Annotated in this window: 23 protein-coding genes; 1 reads left to right on the plus strand and 22 read right to left on the minus strand. The window is 62.9% G+C overall.

The genetic code is table 11. The annotated features are described in order from the left end of the window. The 19 genes from GL300_RS01565 to GL300_RS01655 form a co-directional block, all read right to left on the minus strand. Complete coding sequence (locus GL300_RS01565; protein WP_155037817.1) at window positions 1–903, minus strand: ABC transporter permease subunit; 903 nt, start codon at window positions 901–903, stop codon at window positions 1–3. Further along, window positions 900–1,907, minus strand: coding sequence for an ABC transporter permease subunit (locus GL300_RS01570; RefSeq protein ID WP_155037818.1), 1,008 nt, complete (start codon window positions 1,905–1,907; stop codon window positions 900–902). Before GL300_RS01570 ends, GL300_RS01565 begins: the two co-directional genes overlap by 4 nt. Before the next feature lie 74 nt (window positions 1,908–1,981). After that, window positions 1,982–3,586, minus strand: a complete 1,605-nt coding sequence (locus tag GL300_RS01575) for an ABC transporter substrate-binding protein (protein ID WP_155037819.1) — start codon at window positions 3,584–3,586, stop codon at window positions 1,982–1,984. Between the two features lie 304 nt (window positions 3,587–3,890). Continuing rightward, window positions 3,891–4,652, minus strand: a complete 762-nt coding sequence (locus tag GL300_RS01580; RefSeq protein ID WP_155037820.1) for an ABC transporter ATP-binding protein — start codon at window positions 4,650–4,652, stop codon at window positions 3,891–3,893. Beyond that, a complete protein-coding gene (locus GL300_RS01585; RefSeq protein WP_155037821.1) occupies window positions 4,649–5,488 on the minus strand; it encodes an ABC transporter ATP-binding protein in 840 nt (279 codons plus the stop codon). The genes GL300_RS01580 and GL300_RS01585 overlap by 4 nt, the downstream gene beginning before the upstream one ends. 4 nt (window positions 5,489–5,492) lie before the next feature. Beyond that, window positions 5,493–6,392, minus strand: a complete 900-nt coding sequence (locus tag GL300_RS01590; RefSeq protein WP_211594924.1) for an ABC transporter permease — start codon at window positions 6,390–6,392, stop codon at window positions 5,493–5,495. Continuing rightward, entirely contained in the window at window positions 6,389–7,411 is a 1,023-nt protein-coding gene (locus GL300_RS01595) for an ABC transporter permease (RefSeq protein ID WP_155037822.1), read from the minus strand. Before GL300_RS01595 ends, GL300_RS01590 begins: the two co-directional genes overlap by 4 nt. Before the next feature lie 90 nt (window positions 7,412–7,501). Continuing rightward, complete coding sequence (locus tag GL300_RS01600) at window positions 7,502–7,816, minus strand: cupin domain-containing protein (protein ID WP_155037823.1); 315 nt, start codon at window positions 7,814–7,816, stop codon at window positions 7,502–7,504. A gap of 60 nt (window positions 7,817–7,876) precedes the next feature. Further along, a complete protein-coding gene (locus GL300_RS01605) occupies window positions 7,877–8,617 on the minus strand; it encodes a FadR/GntR family transcriptional regulator (RefSeq protein ID WP_155037824.1) in 741 nt (246 codons plus the stop codon). A 31-nt stretch (window positions 8,618–8,648) separates the two neighbouring features. Then, complete coding sequence (locus GL300_RS01610; protein WP_155037825.1) at window positions 8,649–9,737, minus strand: dienelactone hydrolase family protein; 1,089 nt, start codon at window positions 9,735–9,737, stop codon at window positions 8,649–8,651. A gap of 9 nt (window positions 9,738–9,746) precedes the next feature. Further along, window positions 9,747–11,342 carry an ABC transporter substrate-binding protein gene (locus GL300_RS01615; protein ID WP_155037826.1) on the minus strand — a complete coding sequence of 532 codons (1,596 nt, stop codon included), beginning with the start codon at window positions 11,340–11,342 and terminating at the stop codon, window positions 9,747–9,749. An 80-nt stretch (window positions 11,343–11,422) separates the two neighbouring features. Continuing rightward, window positions 11,423–12,049, minus strand: a complete 627-nt coding sequence (locus GL300_RS01620) for an SGNH/GDSL hydrolase family protein (protein WP_155037827.1) — start codon at window positions 12,047–12,049, stop codon at window positions 11,423–11,425. A gap of 10 nt (window positions 12,050–12,059) precedes the next feature. Beyond that, entirely contained in the window at window positions 12,060–13,208 is a 1,149-nt protein-coding gene (locus GL300_RS01625; protein ID WP_155037828.1) for a mandelate racemase family protein, read from the minus strand. Between the two features lie 151 nt (window positions 13,209–13,359). Next, on the minus strand, window positions 13,360–14,466 hold the full coding sequence (locus GL300_RS01630) for a glycoside hydrolase family 88/105 protein (RefSeq protein ID WP_155037829.1): 1,107 nt from the start codon (window positions 14,464–14,466) through the stop codon (window positions 13,360–13,362). Between the two features lie 8 nt (window positions 14,467–14,474). After that, window positions 14,475–16,007 carry a polygalacturonase PglA gene (pglA, locus tag GL300_RS01635; protein ID WP_211594926.1) on the minus strand — a complete coding sequence of 511 codons (1,533 nt, stop codon included), beginning with the start codon at window positions 16,005–16,007 and terminating at the stop codon, window positions 14,475–14,477. A gap of 54 nt (window positions 16,008–16,061) precedes the next feature. After that, window positions 16,062–17,327 (minus strand): ABC transporter substrate-binding protein, encoded by a 1,266-nt coding sequence (locus tag GL300_RS01640; RefSeq protein ID WP_155037831.1) that lies wholly within the window; start codon window positions 17,325–17,327, stop codon window positions 16,062–16,064. Between the two features lie 28 nt (window positions 17,328–17,355). After that, complete coding sequence (locus GL300_RS01645) at window positions 17,356–18,465, minus strand: ABC transporter ATP-binding protein (RefSeq protein WP_155037832.1); 1,110 nt, start codon at window positions 18,463–18,465, stop codon at window positions 17,356–17,358. Beyond that, complete coding sequence (locus GL300_RS01650; protein WP_211594928.1) at window positions 18,465–19,364, minus strand: carbohydrate ABC transporter permease; 900 nt, start codon at window positions 19,362–19,364, stop codon at window positions 18,465–18,467. The genes GL300_RS01645 and GL300_RS01650 overlap by 1 nt, the downstream gene beginning before the upstream one ends. Window positions 19,365–19,367: 3 nt before the next feature. Next, entirely contained in the window at window positions 19,368–20,249 is an 882-nt protein-coding gene (locus GL300_RS01655; RefSeq protein WP_155037833.1) for a carbohydrate ABC transporter permease, read from the minus strand. Between the two features lie 215 nt (window positions 20,250–20,464). Between GL300_RS01655 and GL300_RS01660 the strand changes: the two genes are divergently transcribed. Next, a complete protein-coding gene (locus tag GL300_RS01660) occupies window positions 20,465–21,373 on the plus strand; it encodes a helix-turn-helix domain-containing protein (RefSeq protein WP_155037834.1) in 909 nt (302 codons plus the stop codon). Window positions 21,374–21,403: 30 nt separating this feature from the next. Here the strand turns inward: GL300_RS01660 and GL300_RS01665 are convergent, their stop codons facing one another. The 3 genes from GL300_RS01665 to GL300_RS01675 form a co-directional block, all read right to left on the minus strand. Then, a complete protein-coding gene (locus GL300_RS01665; protein ID WP_155037835.1) occupies window positions 21,404–22,684 on the minus strand; it encodes a TRAP transporter large permease in 1,281 nt (426 codons plus the stop codon). Window position 22,685: 1 nt separating this feature from the next. Beyond that, window positions 22,686–23,219, minus strand: coding sequence for a TRAP transporter small permease (locus tag GL300_RS01670; protein WP_211594930.1), 534 nt, complete (start codon window positions 23,217–23,219; stop codon window positions 22,686–22,688). A gap of 67 nt (window positions 23,220–23,286) precedes the next feature. Then, window positions 23,287–24,273, minus strand: a complete 987-nt coding sequence (locus GL300_RS01675) for a TRAP transporter substrate-binding protein (protein WP_192334997.1) — start codon at window positions 24,271–24,273, stop codon at window positions 23,287–23,289. Between the last annotated feature and the right edge of the window lie 42 nt (window positions 24,274–24,315).

A 24,315-nucleotide genomic window follows, 5' to 3' on the forward strand; every position in this document is an offset into this window, starting at 1 on the left:
TCAGCTCCGCTTCAGTTTCGGGTCAAGCGCGTCGCGCAGACCGTCGCCCATCAGGTTGATCGCCAGCACCGAGATCAGGATCGCCAGACCGGGGAAGGTCACGACCCACCAGGCGCGCAGGATGAATTCCCGCGCCTCGGCCAGCATCGTGCCCCATTCCGAGGCCGGGGGCTGTGCGCCCATGCCAAGGAAACCAAGCGCAGCCGAGTCCAGAACCGCCGAGGAGAAGCTCAGCGTCGCCTGAACGATCAGCGGCGCAAGGCAGTTCGGCAGGATAGTCTTGAACATCAGGCGCATGTTGCTGGCACCGGCCACGCGGGCGGCGGTGACATATTCGCGGGCCTTTTCGCCCATCACCGCAGCACGGGTCAGGCGCGCGAAATGCGGCTGATAGACGATGGCGATGGCGATCATCGCATTGGTCAGGCCCGGCCCGAGGATCGCGACCAGCACCAGTGCCAGCAGCAGCGACGGGAAGGCCAGGATCACGTCCATGACGCGCATGATGACGCTATCGACCCAGCCACCGAAATAGCCTGCAAGCAGACCGAGGATGATGCCGCCGGTCAGGGCGATGGCGACGACGACAATGCCGATGAACAGCGAATATTGCGCGCCATAGATCAGGCGCGACAGCATGTCCCGGCCAACCGCATCGGTGCCCAGCAGGAATTCGGCGCGACCGCCCTCTTGCCAGAACGGCGGGACCAGCAGCGCATCGCGGTATTGATGCGTCGGGTCATGCGGCGCGATCCACACCGCGAAAAGCGCGGTCAGAACCAGCAGCACGAAGACCGCAAGGCCCACGACCGCACCACGGTTCTGGCTGAAGTAGAACCAGAACTCCTTGACCATCCTGCGGCGGATGGCAGAGTCCGAAATCTTGACGGTGGTCTCGGTCATTTGTGGCGGATCCTCGGGTTGATGAGACCATAGGTCAGGTCCACAAGCAGGTTCACGATCATCACGATGCCCGCGATCAGCAGCAGGCCCGATTGGACGACCGGATAGTCACGGCGCGAGATCGAGTCGATCATCCACTTGCCGATGCCCGGCCAGGAGAAGATCGTCTCGGTCAGGATGGCGCCGGCCATCAGCACGCCGATCTGCAGGCCGATGGTGGTAATCACGGGGATCATCGCATTGCGCAGCGCATGGACGCCGATCACGCGACGCGCCGAAAGGCCCTTGGCCTTGGCGGTGCGGACGTAATCCTCGCCCATGACTTCCAGCATGGCCGAACGGGTCTGGCGCGCGATGACGGCCAGCGGAATCGTCGCCAGCACGATGGACGGCAGGATCAGGTGGCTCAGCGCCGAGGAGAAGGCGCCCTTCTGCCCCGAGATCAGGCTGTCGATCAGCATGAAGCCGGTCACCGGTGGGAAGAAATACATCAGCGAGATGCGGCCCGACACCGGCGTCCATTGCAGGATGCCCGAGAAGAAGATGATCAGCAGCAGGCCCCACCAGAAGATCGGCATCGAGAAGCCGATCAGCGCCCCGGTCATCGAGATCTGGTCGAACCAGCTGCCGCGCTTGATCGCGGCAACGACGCCCACGGGCACGCCGATGAGGGTGGCGATGATGATGGCCACGACGGCAAGCTCGACCGTCGCCGGGAACAGCGCCAGGAACTCGGCCAGAACGGGCTTCTTGGTCACGATCGAATTGCCCAGGTCGCCCTGCAGCAGATCGCCAAGATAGGTGAAATATTGTTGCCAGAGCGGCTTGTCATAGCCGAGCTGGGCCGAGATCTCGGCATAGCGCTCGGGGGAAACCCCGCGCTCGCCGGCCATCAGCAGAACCGGATCGCCGGGCAGCATCCGGATGAATCCGAAAGCCACCAGCGTGATCCCGAGCATCGTCGGAATCAGATAGAGAAGCTTCGAGAGGATGAATCTAAGCATCGAACCCTAACCTAAGGGCCGTGCAGAGGGGGTGTCCTCTGCACGGCCGCATTCACTTGAAAACCGATTTGGCCTTATTCGGCCAGGTCAACCGTCTCGAAGGTGTAGTCACCCAGCGGCGATTGCACGAAACCGGTCACGTTCTTGGCCATCGGCACATATTGCGTCGAGTGAGCCAGCGTGGCCCAGGGGGCCTGATCCTTGAAGATCACCTGAGCTTCTTCATAAAGCTTCACGCGCTCTTCGTGGTTCGAGCTTGCCTTGGCCTTGGCGAGCAGCGCCGAGAATTCCTCGTTGCACCAGAAGGCACGGTTCGCACCGCCCGGCTGGGCTGCGGCGCAGCTCAGCAGCACCGAGAGGAAGTTGTCCGGATCGCCGTTGTCGCCGGTCCAGCCGAGGATGACGGCACCCTTGCGGCCCTCTTCCATCGACTTCTTGAGGTATTCACCCCATTCGTAGCTGACGATCTCGACCTTGACGCCGGCCTTGGCGAAGTCGCTTTGGATGACTTCGGCGGCGCGACGGGCGTTCGGCATGTAGGGACGCTGCACCGGCATCGCCCAGATTTCCATCGACAGGTCCTTGACGCCGGCGTCTTCCAGCATCTTTTTCGCCGCTTCGGGATCGTATTTGTCGTCCTCGATGGCGTTGTTATAGGACCACATGGTCGGCGGGATCGGGTTCTTGGCGACTTCGCCGCTGCCTTGATAGACAGCTTCCAGCAGCGCTTTCTTGTCCATCGCCATGTTCAGGGCGCGGCGGACCTCGGGCTTGTCGAAGGGCGCGACGGTGGTGTTGTAGGCGAGGTAGCCGACGTTCAGGCCAGCCTGTTCGTCAACCTTCAGGTTCGGATCGGCCTTGATGTCGGCCAGATCGGCCGGGGCCGGGAACGGCATCAGGTGGCATTCGCCGGCTTTCAGCTTTTGCAGGCGCACCGAGGCGTCCGGGGTGATCGCGAAAACCAGATCGTCGATCTTGGGCGCTTCGCCCCAGTAGTCGGCGTTCTTCTGGTAACGGATGACCGCGTCTTTCTGGTAAGCCACGAACTTGAACGGGCCCGTGCCGATCGGCGCGTTGTTCAGGTCTTCCTTGGTGCCGGCTTTTTCCAGCGTGTCGGCATATTCCTTGGACAGGATCGACACGAAGGGCATGGCGATGTTGGCAAGGAACGGCGCTTCCGGGTGGTTCAGCGTGAACTTGACGGTGTTGTCATCGACCTTCTCGATCGACTTGATCAGCTTGTCCATCTCCATCGAGCTGTAATACTCGTAGGTGATGCCCGAGATATAGGTGTGCCACGGATCCTTGGCATCGGCCTGACGGTTGAACGAGAAGATCACGTCATCGGCGTTGAAGTCGCGCGAGGGGGTGAACTTGTCGTTCGAGTGGAACTTGACGCCCTTGCGCAGGTGGAAGGTATAGGTCAGCCCGTCTTCCGACACGTCCCAAGTTTCCGCCAGTCCCGGCTCGATCTCGGTGGTCCCCGCCTTGAACTGCACAAGACGGTTATAGATCGGGTGGCCCGAGGCGTCGAAGGTCGTGCCCGCGGTGTAGGGCGCAGGATCGAACCCTTCGGGCGAGCCTTCCGAGCAGTAGACGAAGGTCTTGGCGTGCAGCGGAGCCGCAGCCATCAGCGCAAGCGCCGAGGCGGCCAGGAACCGGGTGGAGAAGATGGACATATTGCCTCCCAGCAAGAGATTTTTCTTCGTGTCCGATGCAAACGAAACAGGCTGTCAGGTCAAGGGCCACGTTTCCAAACTTTGGCAAATTTATGGAACCGACGCTACGAAATCATTAAAAAAGACGATTGATTTGGCGATCTGCCGAAAAAATTCGGGAACCATTTCCGCCAGCGAATACCAGCTATTGCGAAAACAAATGGGGCGACCGCCTGCGCGGTCGCCCCATTTTCGTCCTAATTGCGATGGCAATCCGCCAACCGGCCGCGGGAGGAGCCAGCCGGTTGGCGGGGCCTTGGGCGCCCTAGAGCGCACCTTCGTATTCCAGCGATGCGCCGATCAGCTCGCGCGCATAGGGATGGGTGGCATGGTTGCCATCAATGGCCGTGCGCGGCAGCACCTCGGTCACTTCGCCATGCAGCATGACGGCGAAGCGGTCGCACATGTGATCGACCACGGCCAGATCATGGGTGACCATGATATAGGTCAGCCCGCGTTCCTCGCGCAGACGCACCAGCAGGTTCAGGATCTCGGCCTGAACCGACACGTCCAGCGCCGAGGTCGGCTCATCCAGCAGCAGCAACGACGGCTCAAGGATCAGCGCGCGGGCAATGGCGATGCGCTGGCGCTGGCCACCGGACATCTGGTGCGGAAAGCGGTCGATGAAATCCGCGGTCAGCCCGACGTCGCGGATGACCCGGCGCATCCGGCCCTCATGGTCGTCCAGCCCGTGGATCTTCAGCGGCTCGGACAAAGTGGTGCGCACCGATTGGCGCGGATGCAGGCTGCCGTAAGGGTCTTGGAACACCATTTGCAGCAGGCGGCAGCGCTCCAGCCGCGGAATCTGACGGATGTCGCGGCCACCGACGGTGATCGAACCCTGCCAGAAATCGGTAAGCATCGAGATGCAGCGCAGCACCGTCGATTTGCCCGATCCGCTTTCGCCGACCAGACCGAAACATTCGCCCGCCTCGACCGAGAACGTGACGCCCGGCAGCACCTTGACCGCTGCCGGCCCCTCGCCAAAGCTGATCGACAGATCACGGATATCGACATTGCTGGTCATTGGGCGATCTCCTGACTCCATTCCGGGCGACGATCCAGCACCGAGAGCATCTTGCGGCGGTCCCCGATCCGGGGCTGGGCCGCCAGAAGCCCGCGGGTATAGGGGTGCTGGGCACGGTCGAGTTCATGCGCGTTCAGCGTCTCGACCACTTGCCCGTCGAACATGATCAGCACGCGGTCGCAGAAGTTGCGCACAAGGTTCAGGTCGTGGCTGATCATGATCAGCCCGATGCCGCGATCCCGCACGAGACCGTTCAGGATCTCCAGCACCTGCAGACGCACGGTCACGTCCAAAGCCGAGGTCGGCTCATCGGCGATGACCAGATCGGGCTCGGCCAGCAGCATCATGGCGATCATCACGCGCTGACCCATACCGCCCGAAATTTCGTGCGGGTAAAGGTCGTGGACACGCTCGGGGTCGCGGATTTTCACCGCTTCCAGCATGGCCAGCGTCTTTTGCCGGGCCTCGGCCTTGGTCGCCGGGAAATGGCGCATATAGGTCTCGGCCACCTGCCGCCCGACACGCTGGATCGGGTTCAGCGAATATTTCGGGTCCTGCAGGATCATCGACATGCGCCGCCCGCGGATCTTGAGCATGTCGCGCTCGGACGCCTTCAGCAGGTCGATGTCCTCGAACTGCATCCGGTCGGCGGTGATCTGGGCCGAGGGCAGCAGCTTCAGGATGGCGCGGCCAACGGTCGATTTTCCCGAGCCGCTTTCGCCAACGATGCCCAGCCTTTCGCGGCCAAGGGTGAAGCTGACCCCCCGGACTGCATCGCGGGATGCGCCGCCATAGCGGATGGCAAGGTTCCGGACGTCAAGAACTGGCTTTTCCATGGGCTTACCTCCGGTTCATCTGTTTGGGGTCCAGCGCATCGCGCAAGCCGTCGCCCAGAAGGTTGAAGGCAAGACTGACGGTCAGGATGGCAAGGCCGGGGAAAGTCACCAGCCACCAGCTGTCGATCATGTAGCGCCGACCGGTAGCGATCATCGCGCCCCATTCCGGCATCGGCGGTTGTGCGCCAAGGCCCAGGAAGCCCAGCCCCGCTGCGGTCAGGATCACCGTCGCCATGTTCAGCGTCAGCCGGATCAGCACCGAGGGCAGGCACATCGGCATGATCGACTTGAAGATGATGCGCATGTCGGACGCGCCCTGCAGCCGGGCGGCGGCGATGTAATCGGCCTTGCGGAAGGTCATCGCCTCGGCCCGGGCCAGTCGCGCAATCGGCGGCCATGCGGTCAGGGCGATGGCGATGATCGCGTTATTCAGGCTGGGACCAAGGGCCGCGACAAACGCCAGCGACAGGATCAGCGAGGGGAAGGACAGGAAGATGTCGGTGATCCGCATCATCACCGTGTCCAGCCGCCCGCCCATGTAACCGGCGGTGGTGCCCACGATCATCCCGATCGGCCCAACGACGATGGACACAAGGAAGATGATCGTCAGCGAGATGCGCGAACCCCAGACCAGACGGCTGAAGATGTCGCGGCCCAGTTCGTCCGTGCCGAACAGATGCCCGTTGCCGGGCGCCTGCAGTGTATTTGCCAGATCCTGCGCATAGGGGTCATGCGTCGCGATCCATGGCGCAAAGGCGGCGATCACGATCAGCAGGCCCAACACGATCAGCCCGAAGGCCGAGGTGGGCGAGCGCATCAGGAAGCCCAGGATATTGCGCAGAACGATCAGCGAGGACGGCATTTTCATGGCCTGACGCGGCATGTCTGTGTCTTTCACGGTCATTTCGTCCTCGGATCAAAGGTACGATACAGCAGGTCAGAGATCAGGTTCAGCACGATGAAGATGACGCCGACGATCAGCACGCAGGTCATCACCGCATTCATGTCGCCGATGATCAGGTTGCTGGTCAGATACTGGCCAAAGCCCGGCCAGGCGAAGACGGTCTCGATCAGCACCGCGCCTTCCAGCAGCGAGCCATAGGCCAGCGCCACGATCGTCACCAACTGCACCCGGATGTTGCCAAAGGCGTGCAGCCAGATCGTCTGGCGGCGCGACAGGCCCTTCACCCGTGCGGTGGTCATATATTCCTGCCCCAGCTGGTCCAGCATGAAGCTGCGCGTCATCCGGGTGATATAGGCCGAGGAGGAATAGCCCAACAGCGAGGCGGGCAGGATCAGGTGGTTGATGGCCGACCAGAACACGTCGGTCTCACCGGCCAGAAGGCTGTCGATCAGCAGGAAACCGGTGCGCTCATCGACCATGCCGATATAGAACTGCTCCATTCGGCCCGAGCCACCGACCCAGCCCAGATGGGCATAGAAGACGATCAGCGCGATCATCCCGGTCCAGAAGATCGGCATCGAATGACCGAACAGGCTGAAGACGCGGATCAGGTGGTCCTGCCACTTGTCCTTGTTCACCGCCGCCGTCACGCCCAGCGGAATGCCAAGACCCGCGCCGATCAGGATGGCGAAGGTGGCAAGCTCGATGGTGGCGGGCATGGCGCGCAGGATGTCCTGCATCACCGGCTGTCCGGTGCGGATCGAGGTGCCGAAATTGCCTGTCAGCACATCGCCCAGGTAGCGCAGGAACTGTTCCCAGATCGGGCGGTCAAGACCGAGCTGGTGATAGACCATCTCGTAGGTTTCGCGGGTCGCGTCCTCGCCGACCATGGCGCGAACGGGATCGGCGGGCATCATCCTGCCGATCACGAAAGTCAGGACCAACAGGCCCAGCAGCGTGATGAGGATGGTGGTCGCCTGCGACGAGGCGCCACGAAGGCGCAGCCGAGCGTTCTGCATGAGTCCTCCCTTTCGGCAGGACCGGCCTCCGCGTCCCTGCCGTCTGTCAAATCCTGTCAGACAAGCGGCGGCGCAGGGCCGCCGTTCCGTTCACAAGAAGTCGTCGCGCCGTGGCGTGAAGTTATCGATCAGCTCACCCACTTCCAGGCATTCGCAACCATGCGTGACGCCCGAAGGGATGACGATGCTATCGCCGACATTCAACTCCAGCGTCTCATCGCCACGAAAGAACCGGAAACGGCCCTTGGCGACATAGGTGGATTGGGTGTGCGGGTGGCTGTGCAGCGCACCGCAGGCGCCCGTGTCGAAGCGGAACGAAACGACCATCAGATCCGAATTCTCGGCCAGAACCTGACGCGCGACCCCTGTATCGGGATGGGCGACGGGATATTCGGGTCGGGACATCGGGAATCTCCTCTTGTGTAGATGTCTTATAATATCAGCTTGCCTGTAAGACAAGTTATATTAGTTCGCCGATCCACCGGCACGCAGCAATTCCTGGTAACGCTCAAGGCTGCCACGCAGGTGTTCGCGCATCCGCTGGGCGGCAGCGGCGCCGTCGCCTTCAAGGATCGCATCGACGATGCGGCTATGTTCTTCTTGAAGATGAAGGTTGTAGTCGCGCGGACGTTCGCCGGGCTGGCCGCCCTGCAGCTCGCCGCGCGGAATGATGCCCGAGCGGATCAATTGCAGGAAATCAGGAAAGCGGCGGTTCTGGGTCGCCTTGGCAATCGCCAGATGGAATTCGAAATCGGCGTCGCGAGTCGGCTGGCCATTGCGCAGGCAGCGCTCGACGGCGTGATGCGCGTCCAGAATCGCCTCAAGCTGCGAGGGCGAGCGCCGTGCCGCAGCCAGTGCTGCGGACTCGATCTCGCAGGCCGTACGCAATTCCAGCAATTCGATGACCGAGGAAATCCGCGCCGTGGTCAGGTCGTCAAAGGGCCGGGATTCACGCTGCGCCGGATCAAGGGCAAAGACCCCTGCCCCCTTGCGCGCCTCGACCAGCCCGTCGGCACGCAATGCGGCGATGGCCTCGCGCACGACGGCGCGGCTGACGGAGTGCAGACGCGTCAGCTCATTTTCGCTGGGCAGACGATCGCCGGGTTGGAAACGACCGGCCTGCAACTCGCGGCGCAGCGCGTCGCTGATGCGGTCGACCATGGATTCGCGGACCGGGGGGATGGCCGCACCGACATTCTGTTTCATGCGTACCCTCACTTGTCGCTATCCAACTTGTCTAGCATATTTCGACGCCTGTTGAACCCATATCCAACCTGCCAAGCAGCCAGTCGAACGCGGCGTCCTGCCGCGCAAGACCAAAGGCATGGTCCCCATCTGGCCGGTCCAGCGCCAATTCCTGCGATGCGCCCGCCGCGCCCCAGATCGCGCGAAGCTGATCATAGGCCGCATCGACCGCAGGCGGCGGGAAAAGCCTGTCCTGAACGCCGACCTCGACATAAAGCGGCTTGGGCGCGGCAAGCCCGGCCAGATCGGGCAGGTCCAGATGCGCATGCAGGCCCGGATGGGTCATCCAATAGGCCGATTGCCCGCGCAGATGGTTGTTCCCCGCCACCGCAAGGCCCGGCAGGCTGGCCATCCACCCGGCCGAGACCGCGGCACAGATATGCGGCGACAGCGCCGCCACCTGCCACGCCCGAAACCCGCCCAGCGAGAAGCCCACGGCACAGACCCGCGCGGCGTCGACCTGCGGCAATCCGGCCAGAAAGCCCGCTGCCGCCACGTCCTCGGCCGCCATCACCCCCGCTGGGCTGGTGCCCAGCTGCATCAGGTTGCAGGCCAGCGCCTGTTGGGCGTCATAGCCATTGCCCTGCCGCGTGCCCCAGTTCAGCGCATCCACGCAAAGCGTCACGAAACCCTGTGCGGCCAATCGGTCCCCGATCCAGACGCCGTCAAAGAAGCGCTCGACCCAAGCCTGCGCCAGCGCAGCATCATCCAGCGGGCGGATGCATTTTTCCTTGCCGATGCGAAATTCCGAGCCGTGATCATGCAGCAGCAGCGCCGCCGGATGTGGGCCGGAGCCCTTCGGGCGCAGCATCAGCGCGGGCCATTCGCCACCGCCTTGCAGCAGGATCGCGCCCTGATGCGCGACATGAGTACCGCGATCCTCGGTCGCGTCATCGCGCCAGCCGCAAGGGACGTCCAGCAGCGCCGGATCGGGCAGGATATGGCGTTCGGCGATCTGACGCGCGCGCCCCTGCCACGCGGCGAAATCGCCGCCGGAATGCGCCCAGCCCGCGGGAAATCCGCGGGCCAAGGCTTTGGCGATCATGCCGGGAACCAGATTGTCGGCGGTAATCCCGGCCATGTCCGGTCCTTAACGCTTCTTGGTGACCGTCTCGAAGCGCGTGAGCCAGGGGTTCACGGTCAGCCCTTCGATATCGGCGCGGAAGGCCGCACTGTCCACGACTTCCGAGAAGGGAATGATCGAGGTCACGGTCTGATCCATGTAGTTCTGGATTTCCTCGTAATCCGCCTTCTGCTTGGCCGCATCGCGTTCCAGCAGCGTGGCCTCGATCATTTCGTTCAGCTTCGCGTCGTAATAGCTGGTCCGCCAACCTTGGTAGTTGGTCAGCTTGGCCTCGTCCGAGTTGTCGGGGTTATAGGCCAAGGCGCGCAGGTTGCTGTCCGGGTGCGGCTGCTGGCCACCGCCGCCGCGACCGACGAGCAGCTCAAAGTTCCGCTCGCGCATCGCGCCATAGATCTGGTCGCCCGAGCCGGTGATCATCTCGGCCTGAATGCCCGCCTGCGCCAGCGTGTTCTGGATCGCGGTCGCGGCCTTGATGAAGGGATCTTCCGACAGCACCCGCAGCGTGGTCTTGAAGCCGTTGGGATAGCCTGCTTCGGCCAGCAATTCCTTGGCCTTGGCGACATCCAGCTTGTAGCCCTGATCCGGCAGTTGGCCCAACACGCCGGTGGTCAGCGGACGCTGATGCAGCTTGCCGTAATAGGGCATCACGGCCTTATCCAGACCTTCGTAATCGATCAGCAGGCGCAGGGCCTCGCGCACTTTCGGATTGGCGAAACGCTCATCCTTCATCGACACGGACAGGTAGTAGAAGCCTGCGCCGGGGGTCGAGGCGATCTTGATGTGCTCGTCCTTTTCCAGCGCGGTCAGGTCAGGGGCCTGCATCGAATAGGCCACGTCGATATCGCCCTGTTCCAGCATCAGGCGCTGGGATTGCGATTCCGGCAGGTGGCGCATCAGAACGCGGTCCATCGCCGGGGCCGGGCCCCAATAGCCATCATTCTTGGTCAGGATGATATATTCGTTCGAGGCCCATTTGGTCAGCGTGAACGGCCCCGAACCGGCCGAGTTCAGCGTCAGCCAGCCCTGCCCCAGATCGCCGTCCTTTTCGTTCTCCAGCACGGTCTTGCTGTCCAGAATCGAGCCCGGCCCGTTCTGCGCAAGGATCATCAGGATCATCGCCGGGTCGTCGGGCTTGGCCAGCTTGAAGGTGAAGGTATTGGGGTCGACGACGACGAAGTGATCGGCCGCATTCTCGGCGGTGATACCGCGCGATTTCAGGAAGCTGGCCTGCGCGAGGTTCAGCGTCATCACGCGCTTCAGGCTCCAGGCGACATCCTCGGCGGTGACCGGGTTGCCCGAGGCGAATTTCGCATCCTTGCGCAGATGGAAGGTGATCGACATGCGATCCTCGGCCACGTCCCAGCTTTCGGCCATGCGCGGCTGGACCGACTTGTCCTCGGGCGACAGCGTGACCAGCGTGTCGTAGATGTTGTTCAGCACCTGCACCGTCTCGCGGCCGGTGATCGCGGCCGGGTCGAGCGTCAGGATATTGCTCATCGTCGTGGCGACGATCAGCTGGTTGTCGGGGGTTTCGGCCCAGGCTTGCGGAGCCGCGCCAAGCATGAGCGCGCCAAGCGCCACGGATGCCAGGAATTTCCTCATTTTATCCTCCCAGATGCCGCGTCATGGGCGTGCGGCTCGCCATGGGTTACCCTGCCAGCGCAGGATGACCGGATCTTGTTCTAGGCCAGCAATTCCGCCACCGGCCGGACCAGCGCCTTGCCGATCGCAATCGTATTGTCGGCATCCAGATGGACACCATCCTCAACTGACGGTCGCGCCACGGTCCCTGCGTCGAAAAACGCGCAACCCAACTCAGCTGCAAGGCTGGCATAGAGGGGCGCGAACAGTTCGGATTCCGCGATGATCCGCCCGCCCGCAGGCCCACCATTGGCGGTGGGGCCGCAGGGCGGCGGCGCGACGATCAGCAGTTTCGGCACGGCCGAACGCGGCTTGTAGGGAAAGGTCTGGACGATCTCGGCCAGACGGCGCATGCCACCTTGGGCCGAGATCGCCTGACCGCCATGGACCGGCTTCAGATCATTCGTCCCCAGCATCAGGATCACCAGATCCAGCGGCATATGCACGGCCAAGGCCAGTTGCAGCGCCCATGCCCCATTACGGCTGGCAGGCCCGGAATGATCGTCGCGGCAGGTGGTGCGCCCACCCAGGCCATCGCCGATCACCCGCGCGCCGGTCAGCCCGGCCTCCAGCACCACCGGCCATTGCGCGGGATGCGGGTGGCGCAAGCCCGTCACCGGATCAGCGCCCCAGGTCAGGCTGTCGCCAAAGGCAAGGATCTGCTTCATCGCCCTGCCCTCACTTCACGCGGTTGTTCTCGATGAAGTCGAAGTCGATATCTTCGCCCAGACCCGGACGATCCGGCACATGCACGTAACCATCGGCATCCATCGGGTCGGACAGCGATTTCAGATAGTCGTGGCCATCGTCATATTCGAGGAACGGGTGCAGCAGACCGCGTTCGTACCAGCGGCAGTTCTTGGCGGCGGCGACGACATGCAGGTTCATCGCGGTGTTGCCGTGAACCTCGCATTCCATGCCGAAGGCCTCGGCCATATGCATGGTCTTCAGCGCAGGGGTAATGCCGCCGACATCGTTCACGCCGGTGCGCAGGATGTCGCAGGCGCCGAACTTGACCCATTCCGCGCGGTGCCAATGCTTGCCGGCGGCGCTTTCCGGGCCGACGACCGGAATGTCCAGATTCTCGGCCAGCCATTTGTAGGACGACATGGATTGCTCATCCATCGGCTCTTCGATCCAGTCGAAGCCCAGCTTTTCCAAGCCCTTGCCAAGCGCCAGCGCGTCGGAACGCGAATACCAGTGGAAGGCGTCGATCATCAGGCTGATATCGGGGCCGACCGCCTCACGAACCGCGGCGCAGGCCTTCAGGTCCATGCGAACATCCGGCGCCCAGCTGACCGGCGGCATCCAGGTGTGCAGCTTGATGCCCTTGTAGCCACGGGCGACCAGCTTCTCGGCAAAACGGCCGTAATCCTCGGGCGTAGCCAGCCCGCCTTCCAGTTCGTCGCCGCACATGATCGAGCCATAGGCGTGAACCTTGTCGCGATAGCCGCCGATCAGTTTGTAGACCGGCTGGTTCAGCGCCCGGCCCGCCAGATCCCACAGCGCGCAATCGACCACGGCCAGCGTGCGATCGGTCAGCTGCGCCGCCGAGCCGCGCTGCCAATGGGCCAGTTCCTGCCACAGCCGCTCGCGGTCGCGGGCATCCTGTCCGACAAGCACCTTGCGCACGAATTTCTCAAGCACATGCTCGCGCACGATTTCCGGCGCGGTGAAGGAGTGGCCCTCATGGCCGTCCTCGGTGCGGATGGTCAACATCGCCTGCTGGACCTGATGGGCGGGACCGGGATGGGCATGGCCCGCGCTGTCCGAGTGACGGCGCGTGGTGGTCAGGAAGACGCGCGCCTCCACATGCGTGATGATCATGGCAATTCCTCGCAGGCTTCAGATTTCCTGAATATGCGTAACGAATCTGCCGGGCACGTGTCAATACTTGTCTTACATGTTGTCGAACATGTCAGTGAAAACGAAAAGGGCGCGGCCGAAGTCGCGCCCTGCCCCGACTGATTGCGTTAGCTTACTCGGCGGCCAGCGAGGCCACCTGCTCGCGTTCGGCGCAGGCCATCATCAACGGACCGACGCCCTTGGCATCGTCATCGACCACCGGTTCGGTCAGGTAATAACCGGGCGTGCCGTCGCGATAGACGCCGCTGAACCCACCCAGCCCCGCGACATGGCAGATACCCGAGAACCGGCTACGCCCGCCGCGCTGGATCAGCCGCGTCTGTTCCAGCGCATCCAGCGCCTTCAGCCCGGCGTCTCGCAGGCGCGCAGCATCGCCCCCCGAGACCAGCCCCAGCCGCGCCGCCCGCAAGAAGGCATAGGCAAACATCGCCGAGGCCGAGCTTTCCTCATAATTTCCCTGCAGATCAGGCGCTTCCAGAACCTGCGGCCAAAGCCCGCTAGGCGCTTGCAGATCGGCCAGCTTCAGCAGGATCTGTCGGGTCCGCTGATGCAACTCGGCCGCCCGCGGATCGCCCGGCAGCAAGGCCAGCGCATCGACCAGCGCCATCGCCAGCCAGCCCATCGCCCGTGCCCAGACGGCGGGTGATTGCCCGGTGTCTGGATCCGACCAACGCTGGTCGCGGCTTTCGTCATAACCGTGAACATGCAGGCCCGATGGCGTCTGGGTCAGGTCCAGCGCGGCCAGAAATTGCGTCAGTGCGTCCTCGATCCGCTGCGGCTCGCCAGCGGCGATGCCATATTCGATCTGGAACGGCAGCCCCATATACAGCCCGTCCAACCAGACCTGATGCGGATAGCGCAGCTTGTGCCAGTAATTGCCGGTGCTGATGCGGGGATGCCGGTCAAGCTGTCCGACAAGCCGGCGTGCCGCCGCCATGTAGCGGTCGTCGCCGGTTTCGCGCCACAGCGGGAACAGCACCCGCCCCGCCAGAATGTTGTCGATGTTGAAATCGTCCGGGTCGTAGCCCGCAAGCTCGCCCTCGGGTCCGACCTGCGCATCGACAAGACGACGCAGATGCGCGCGCCAGCGCGGATCGCCCGTCACCTCGTGCAGCAGATCCAGTCCGCGATAGATGCAGCCATCCTCGTAGCACCAGGGACCGCCTTTGTAGGCCTGATAATCATGGCAAAACGCGTCGAAATAGTCGCTGAGCGGCATGGCGCACCTCATTTCTGGGTAATCGGGGCAAGCGACAGCAGCGAGGCGTCGTCGCAATCAACATTCGCCTGCTCGGCCAGCAGGGCTTCGTGGCGCATCGGGCGGACCCGATCGGCCATGTCGGGCGGCGTCGGCACCGCCGCTGGGTCAAGCGAGCCGATACGAAGCCGACGGATCGTCACCTGATCGATCGGCGCTTCCGGCAGGCCAAGAAAGGCACCAGCGGCATGGGCCAAGCCGTCCAGCGTCACATCCTCGATGGTGATGCCGCTGATCCGGGGGGTGCGGTCATTGACCGGCGCGGGGGCGCGATCCTGCACCCAAGGCGCGTGGCCATCCGGGTCGCAATGGTAATGCGCATTGACCGAGATCGCGGTCTGCACGCCCCGCATTGCGACGCGCCGCATGGCGATACCGGACACTGCCCCGCCCCTCCCGCGTCGCGTCTTGATCCGCAAGCCGCGATCGGTGCCGATCATCTCGCAATCCTCGATAGCGACATCATGGACGCCGCCCGACATCTCCGAGCCGATGACCAGCCCGCCATGACCGCGTTCCATCAGGCAATGGCGCACGCGGATATGGCGGGTCTCGTCCAGATGATCCGCCTCGCCATTCGGGCCGCGCTTGCCCGCCTTGACTGCGATGCAATCATCCCCGACCGAGAAGCGGATGCCCTCAAGCTCGACATCACGGCACATTTCGGGGTTCAGGCCGTCTGTATTCGGGCTGTCATGCGGCGCCTCGATCTGCAGGCCTACCGCCAACAGCCGGTCGCAGCCCTGCGGATGGATGGTCCAACTGGGCGCGTTGCGGATGGTGAAACCCATCAGCGTCACGTCGCTGCAGCCGATCAGATGCAGCCCGCGCGGACGGCGCGCACCATCGCGGGTTTCCTTGGGCCAGGTCCACCAGTCGCCCAGATCGCCCGAGCCATCAATGGTGCCCCGCCCCTCGATGACAAGCCGTTCGGCGGCGATGGCGTGAAGCCCGGCGGCGAAGCAATCCGCTGGCAGGCCTTCCCAACTGCCCAGCATCCGGCCATGCGCATCCCGCGCGGGCAGGATCGGCCAGCTCGTCCGGTCCGAGGGCGCGATCAATGCCGCCCCCCGCGCCAGATGCAGCACCATGTCGGATTTGAGCGCCACCGGGGCACAGACCCAATCGCCCGAAGGCAGGATCAATGTGCCGCCCACCGGCAGCGCAGCGATGGCATCGGCAATGGTGTCGGCATTGTGTCGGGCGGCGGCCAGATCGTCGCGGGCCGCACCTTCGATCATGCCGGCGGGCGTCAGCGCACCAGCGCAAGCCGCGCTGCGGAATTCGATTTCGTCCATCCCCTCGACCCGCAGGCTATAGGCGGTGTCGGGCACAAGGTCGTCCAGCAGCAGGGTGACGGCCCCGGCCTCGCCATGCCGGTCAGGCAGACCGACTGCTGCCAGCCGCCAGCCCAAGGGCCGGGGCAGATGATAAAGCGCGTGGCTGACAGGAAGCCGCAAGGCAGCGGCCCGCGCCGTCACGGCGAGGGGGATGGGTGTCATGATCATGCCTTTTGGGTTTGCCCGCCGCGCAATTGATCGCGGCGGGCGGATGCGTCAGTCGAACTCGGCCAGAACGTCGTTCGTGCCGTCGATGATCTGCTGGGCCGCGTCTTCGGCCGAGATCTGGCCGTAGGCAAATTCCTCAAGCGAATCGATGAAGTTGCTGCGGATCTCGGGATGTTCGTTGAAGGGCGAGATCATCGGACCCGCCGCCGCCACGACGATTTCATTGGCGGCGCGGACCTCGGGTTCGCCCTGCCCGGCCAGACGCTCGGCCGCAATCTTGGACGACGGCAACCCGCGCGAAGTGCCCAGCGCGTCGATCCCCTCGGGCTCGTTCAGCAGGCAGTTCAGGATCTGCGCCGCCGCTTCGGGGTTCTTCGAGTTCTTCGACACCGACAGCAGCATCGAGGGTTTGCGATAGACGCCATCCGTCACCGAGCCTTCGATATGCAGCATCGGCACCGGTTTCAGCACCTGCCCATCCTTCAGCGGGTCGGCATATTTCGAATAGGTCGAATCCCACTCATAGGAACCGGCAATCTTGCCCTCGGCCCATGCCGGTTTCTCGAACAGGTTGACGTTTCCGTCCGAGGCCTCGGCCTTTTGCGAACGGATCGCGCCGATCTCGACCAGATGGCCAAGGAAGTTGATACCGCCCGCCAGTTCCTCGGGGGTCCAGGCGACGCGGTTGGTGGCCGGATCGACCAGATCCTTGCCGGTCTTCTGGGTCACGGCCAGCGTGACCAGTAGCTGAGCCGTCTCTTTTACCGCGTTGAAGGTGTAATAGTCGTCGCCCAGCTTTTCCTTGAGCGTCTTGGTCGCGGCTTCAAGCTCGGCCCAGTTGGTCGGAACCGGGACCCCGGCCTTTTCGAAGGTGGTCTGGTTGAAGAAGAAGGTGCGGCCCGTGGTCGAAACCGAAATGCCCTGCAGCACGCCATTGGTCGAACCCGAGTTCAGGTCGGTCTCGCTCCACTGGCTCAGGTCCACTGCAGGCAGCTTGCGCAGATCGGCAAAGCCGGTGCCATCGCGCGAGAACAGCGGCAACCACGGCCAGTTCACCTGCACGATATCGGCCTCGGTCCCGCCGGCCATCTGGGTGGTCAGCTTTTCCAGATAGCCGTCAAAGCCGGTGAATTCACCCTTGATGGTGTGGCCATGTTTCGCGCCGCAGGCTTCCAGCGCCTTTTGCGTGGCGACATGGCGGCTGTCGCCACCCCACCAGGACATGCGCAGTTCCGCCGCCGAGGCGGTCTGCGCGATCGTCATCGTGGCCAGCGCGGTGCCGGTCAGCACCCCGGCAAAGCGTTTCAGTTTCATTGTTTTCCCTCCTCTGCGGCCTTGGAATTCAGGCGGCCAACCTGTGACCTTGCAGCGAGACATTGCTGCCATCGGCCTTATCAAAAACGTGAAGATGCTCGGCCGCGGGCTTCAGGCCGATGGTTTCGGCGCGGCCCAGTTGCTCGTATTCGGCGGTGCCGACCACGGCGATGATCTTCTGCCCCTCCAGATCGGCATGCAGATAGACTTCGTGGCCCATGAATTCGGCATTGGTCAGCCGCGCCTGCAAGCCCGAGGGGTCCAGCGCCAGATGCTGCGGGCGCACGCCCAGCACCGCGTCCTTGGGCTGCGAGGCCAGCCGCGACAGCACCTCATCCCCCAGCGACAGCCGCTGGTTGCCGATCACGAATTGCCCCGATTGCAGATGACCTTCGATCAGGTTCATCTCGGGGCTGCCGATGAAGCCCGCGACGAACAGGTTCGCCGGATGGTTGTACAGCTCCTTGGGGGTCGCGACCTGCATGATCCGGCCCGCCTGCATGACGCAGATCCGGTCGCCCATGGTCATCGCCTCGGTCTGGTCGTGGGTCACGTAAATGACGGTCGAGGACAGCCCCTCGGCCTTGAGCCGCCGATGCAGGTCGGTGATCCGGACCCGCATGGATGCGCGCAGTTTCGCATCCAGGTTCGACAGCGGCTCATCGAACAGGAACACGCCCGGCTTCTTGATCAGCGCACGCCCCAAGGCGACACGCTGCGCCTGACCGCCCGACAGCTGCTTCGGCAGCCGGTCCAGCAGCGGCTCGATTTCAAGGATGCGGGCGACATCGTTGATCGCGGTCTCGATCTCGGGCTTTGATTTGCCCGCGATCTTCAGGCCAAAGGCCAGGTTCCCGCGCACCTTCATATGCGGGTAAAGCGCGTAGTTCTGGAACACCATGGCGATGGAACGCTTGCCGGGCGGCAGGTCGTTCACCCGCTGGCCGCCGATGATGATCTCACCGCCGGTGATGTCCTCAAGGCCGGCGACCATCCGCAAGGTCGTGGATTTCGCACAGCCCGAGGGTCCGACAAAAACCATGAACTCGCCATCTTCGATATCAAGGTTGATGCCGTGGACGGCCTTGACCGAGCCGCCATAGACCTTTTCCAGATTGCGCAGCTGAACACGTGCCATCAGCCTTTTACCCCCCCAGAGGAAATGCCTTCGATGAAGTAGCGCTGCGCGGCAAAGAAGATGATCAGCGCGGGCGCGATGGTCAGGACCGACATCGCAAGGATGCGGTTCCATTCGAAGGCTTCGGTTGTGTCGATTGAAAGTTTCAGCGCCAGGCTGACCGGGTACTTGTCCACCGAAGACAGGTAGATCAGCGGCCCGAGGAAATCGTTCATGGTCCACATGAACTGGAACAGGCAGACCGAAATCAGCGCCGGGGCCAGCATCGGGACGACGATATAGACCAGCGTCTGCAGGCTGTTGGCGCCGTCCACCCGCGCCGCTTCCTCCATGTCCGAGGGCAGAGAGCGCAGGAACTGCACCAGCATGAAGACAAAGAACGCATCCCCCGCCAGTGCCGACGGCACCCAAAGAGGCAGGAAACTGTCCAGCCAGCCCAGATCGCGGAACAGGATGTATTGCGGGATGCGCGTCACCACGTTCGGCAGCAGCAACGTCGCGATGACGGTGGTGAACAGCAGCTTCTTCAGCGGGAAATCGAAGCGGGCAAAGGCATAGGCCGCCAGCGTGCAGCTGATCGCCGTGCCGATGGTCTTGGGCAGGATGATCAGGAACGAGTTCCAGAAGAAGCGCCCGAACGTATAGGGCGTCGAGGTTTGCCAGCCCTTGATATAGCCGTCCAGCGTCGGGTTTTGCGGGATGAAGCCCGCCCCCGAGAAGATCTCGGAATTGGTCTTGAAGCTTGCGCCGACCAGCCAGATCAGCGGGTACAGCATCAGCAGACCGACCGCGAACAGCAGGACATAGCGGATGGTGGCCGAGATCAGGCGCAGGCGGGCACGCTTGGCGGCCTGCGCATCGTTAAAGGCATCCATGTCCAGCATGGCATTGGTGTCCATGGATCAGCTCCTTTTATCGCCGGCGTAATAGACCCATTTCTTCGACGACCAGAAGGCGACCAGGGTCAGGACCATGATGATGCCGAACAGCACCCAGGCGATGGCCGAGGCGTAGCCCATGTTGAACTTCTTGAAGGCCTCGTCGTAGATATAGAGCGGCAGCAGATAGGTCGATTTCAGCGGGCCGCCCTGCGTGATGATGTAGGGGCCGTTGAACTCCTGGAACGCCTGCACCATCTGCATGATCAGGTTGAAGAAGATCACCGGCGTCAGCAGTGGCAGCGTGATCGAGAAGAACACCCGCGTCTTGCTGGCCCCGTCGATGGCCGCCGCCTCATAGAGCGACTTGTCGATGGATTGCAGCGCCGCAAGGAAGATCACCATGGCCGAACCGAACTGCCAGCAGCGCAGCAGCGTGATGGTGAACAGCGCGTTGCCGGGGTCTCCGAACCAGTCGACCGGGTTGATCCCGACCATGGCCAGCGCCATGTTGACCAGCCCTTCGGAGGCGAACATGTAGCGCCACAGGACCGCAATCGCGATCGAGCCGCCAAGGATCGACGGCACATAGAAGGCCGTGCGGAAGAAATTGATGAACTTCAGCTTGTAGTTCAGGATCGCCGCGATGAAGAGCGCGAAGGCCAGCTTCAGCGGTACGGTCAGGAACACATAGGTCAGCGTCACCCACAGCGACTTGTCGAAAGTGCGGTCGCGGGTGAACAGCTTTTCGTAATTCGCAAGGCCGGTCCAGCGCGGCTCGCTCATCAGGTCGTATTTGGTAAAGCTGAGATAGAAGGACGCGATGAACGGGATCATCGTGAAGACCAGAAGCCCAAGGATATAGGGCGCCAGATAGGCCAGTCCCAGAAAGCGTTGGCGTTTCATGCGCAGCCCCTTTCGGGACGCGGCGGCGCGCCTGAGCAAGATGCGGATTCGTGCAAGTGAAACCTCCAGACCGGGCCGACGCGTGGCGGAACGCATGACGTTCCGATGCCGGCTTCCGATCTCCTCCCTGTCAGAATTCGGTAAGCGACTGCTTGTCTGAGGATGAAATAACCGGAATCAAGGTGCAGGTTGAATTGACAAAGGAGGGAAAAAAGATGGACGAAATCGAAGGTGGCATTTTGGCCGCCATTCCCCCTTCCGCGCTGACCCTGACCCTGACCCGTGCCGCCATCCGCATGGAGCATTCGACGACTTGGGCCATCGACAAGGTGAACCCGGTGGACGATCTGGTCTTCTGCCTTGAAGGACGCGGGCATTACCTGATCGACGATGAACCGCGCGTGATCGAACCGGGTGAGGCCATGCTGATCCGCCGCGGCCAGCGCTTTCGCGGCCATAACGAGGGGCCGGAAACCTATCGCGGCGTGGCCCAGCATTTCACCCTGAACATCTATGGGCTGCATGACCTGATCGGCCAGATGGACCTGCGCCCGCATCTGCGCCTGACCCGCTGGCCGCTGCTGGAAGCGATGGTGCGCCATTACCGCCAAAGCGCGCCGCCGGAATCGGTGACCTTGGGCCAGCATCACCTGTTCATGGTGCTGCTGATCGCCTTTATCGAGGATGCCTTCATCGGCTGGCGCGACAGCGCCACCTATCTGCCCGAGGGCGCGCATGCGCTGGATCTGGCGGTGATGAAGGCGGCAACGATGATCTCGGCCAATCCGATCGATCCGGATGTGGCGACGCGGGCCGTCGATTCGGCCCCCTATAACCGTGACTATTTCCTGCGCGAGTTTCAGCGCCGCGTCGGGCGTACGCCGCGCAAGTATCAGGAATACCGCCGGATGGAACTGGCCATGCACCATCTGGAATCGGGGCTGAACGTCTCGGCCACGGCAGCCGAGCTGGGCTATGCCGATCCCTATTACTTCTCGCGCATGTTCAAGCGTACTCTGGGCCTGTCGCCCCGCGAACATATGCGCCGGATCGAGAAAAGCCGCCATGGCGGCTTCATGCGGCTGGATGAGCCCGAGCAGGCAGAGAAACTGGCGCAGGAATGAAAAGGCCCGCCAGTGGCGGGCCCTTCCGTATTACTTGAACACCGATGGCAGCCACAGCGACAGCGCCGGGATGTAGGTGACCATCATCAGCACCACCAGACCCGCGGCATAGAAGGGCCAGACGCTGCGCATCGCCTCCCAGATGCTGATGCGGGCGACGGCGGCGGCGACGAATTGCACCGGGCCCAGCGGCGGCGTGTTCAGACCGATGCCAAGGTTCAGGATCATGATCACCCCGAAATGCACCGGATCGACGCCAAAGGCCGAAACCACCGGCAGGAAGATCGGCGTGGTGATGATGATCAAGGGCGACATGTCCATGAACGTGCCCAGAACCAGCAGCACGATGTTGATCATCAGCAGGATCACGAACGGGTTGTTCGACACCGACTGCATCCATTGCAGCGAGATCTGCGCCACATGCAGATAGGCCATCAGCCAGCCAAAGGCCCCCGCCATGCCGATGATCAGCAGGACCATCGCCGTGGTGCGCACCGCCTGCTGTGTCGCATGGACGAAATCCGTCCAGCTCAGGCTGCGATAGACAAAGGCCGTGACCAGCAGCGCATAGATCACCGCGATGCACGAGCTTTCCGTGGCCGTGAACACACCCGAACGCACGCCGCCAAAGATGATCGCGATCAGCAGCATGCCCGGCAGCGATTCCAGCAGGAAGCGGAAGACACGGGCAAAGCCGGGGAAAGCCTCGGTCGGATAGCCGCGCTTGCGGGCCACCAGATAGGCGGTGATCGACAGCGCCACGGCCAGCAGCAGACCGGGGATGATCCCTGCCGTGAACAGGTCCGCGATCGAGATTTTACCGCCACCCGAGATCGAATAGATGATCATGTTGTGGCTGGGCGGCAGCAGCAGCGCGATCAGCGCCGCCATCGAGGTCACGTTGACCGCGTAATCCGCGCCGTAACCGCGCGCCTTCATCTGCGGGATCATGATGCCACCGACAGCCGCCGCCTCGGCCACAGCCGAACCGGAAATGCCGCCGAATAGCGTCGAGGCCGCGATGTTCACCTGCCCCAACCCGCCACGGACATGGCCGATCAGCGATCCGGCAAAGGCCACGATCTTGGCGGCGATGCCGCCCCGGACCATCAGGTCACCCGCGAAGATGAAGAAGGGAATGGCCATCAGCGTGAAGACCGAAATCCCCGCCGAAACCCGTTGAAACACCACCAGCGCCGGCAGGCCCAGATAGCCGACCGTCGCGAGGCTGGAGATGCCCAGACAGAAGGCGATGGGCGTGCCGATCAGCATGAGAACGGTGAAAACACCGAAAAGGATCAGATATTCCATCTCACGCCTCGGTCATCAAAACATCTTCGGCATCCGGCTCGGTCTCGAGCGTCTTGCCGGTCAGCCGGTTCAGGATGTGTTCCAGCACGAAAAGCGTGATCAGCAGTCCGCCGACAAACAGCGGCATATAGCTCATGCCGCCGGGCAGACGGATCACCGGCAGCGTCGCGCCCCAGGTCTTGGCCATCAGCTGCCAGCCATAGATCGCCATCCCCAACCCAAAGATCAGCACCGCCAGATCCGACATCAGCCGCAGCCAGGTGCCGAATTTCTCGGGCAGGAAGTGCATCAGCACGTCGAAGCCCATGTGAAAGTTCTCATGCACGCCAACGGCCGAGCCAAGAAAGATGAACCAGCTCATCAGCAGGATGGCGGTCGGTTCGACCCAAAGCAGGCTGTCATTCATGACATAGCGCATGAAGACCTGCGCAAAGACGATGACCGTCATCGCGCTTAGCCCAAAGCCCGCGAGCCATAGGCTGGCGCGGGCCAGAACGGCATTCAGCCGGGACAACGCGGCAATTCCCTGTCCCATTATTTCCCCCATGTGACGGAGTGGATCGAAAGGCGCCCGCGGCATGTTCGCCGCGGGCTGCCCCAAGTCACTTGGTTTCCTGAATGCGCTTGACCAGATCCTTGGCCTGATCCGTGGTCACGTATTTCTCATAGACCGGGGCCATGGCCTCGATGAAGGCGGTCTTGTCGACGTCGCGGGTCACTTCGGCACCGCTGGCCACGACCTTGTCCTCGCTGGCTTTTTCCTGATCGGCCCACAGCTTGCGCTGCACAGTGGCCGAGTTCTTGGCCGCCTCGCGCAGCACGGCCTGATCCTCGGGGCTCAGCTTTTCCCAGCTGGCCTTGGACATCGCGACCAGTTCCGGCACCATCAGGTGCTGGTCGAGGGTGAAGAACTTCGCGACCTCGGAATGGCCCGAGCTGTCATAGCTGGGGAAGTTGTTCTCGGCCCCGTCGATAACCCCGGTCTGGATCGAGGAATAAACCTCGCCGTACGGCATCGGCGTCGCATTCGCGCCCAGCGCCGACATCATGTCGACAAAGACGTCGTTCTGCATGACGCGGAACTTCATCCCCTTCAGGTCTTCGACCGTCTTGATCGGCTTTTGCGAGTTGTAGAAGCTGCGCGCCCCGCCATCGTAATAGGCCAGCGCGACCAGATCATGCGCCTCGAAATCCTTGGCGATCTCCTCGCCGATCGGGCCATCCAGCACCTGATGCAGGTGATCTTCCGAGCGGTACAGGTAAGGCAGCGAAACCGTCTGCGTCACCGGCACGATGTCGTTGAACGAACCGAAGCTGGCACGAACCATGTCGATCACGCCGAACTGGGTCTGCTCGATCGTGTCCTTTTCCTCACCCAGCTGGGACGAGGGGAAGACTTCGATGCAGACGCGACCACCGGTCTTTTCCTTGACCTCGGCGGCCATCGCCTTGACGCCCTCGACCGTCGGATAGCCGTCGGGATGGGTGTCGGACGAGCGCAGGGTGATTTCGCAATCCGCGGCCAGAGCCGCGCCGGTGGTGCCAGCCAGAATCGTGCCGCAGACCAGCAGCATGTGCGTAAGTTTCATGGAATCCTCCCAGATTCGGTAGTTGTCAGTCTTTATTGGGCC

Origin of the sequence: Paracoccus litorisediminis (assembly GCF_009711205.1) — a bacterium.
GTDB lineage: Bacteria > Pseudomonadota > Alphaproteobacteria > Rhodobacterales > Rhodobacteraceae > Paracoccus > Paracoccus litorisediminis.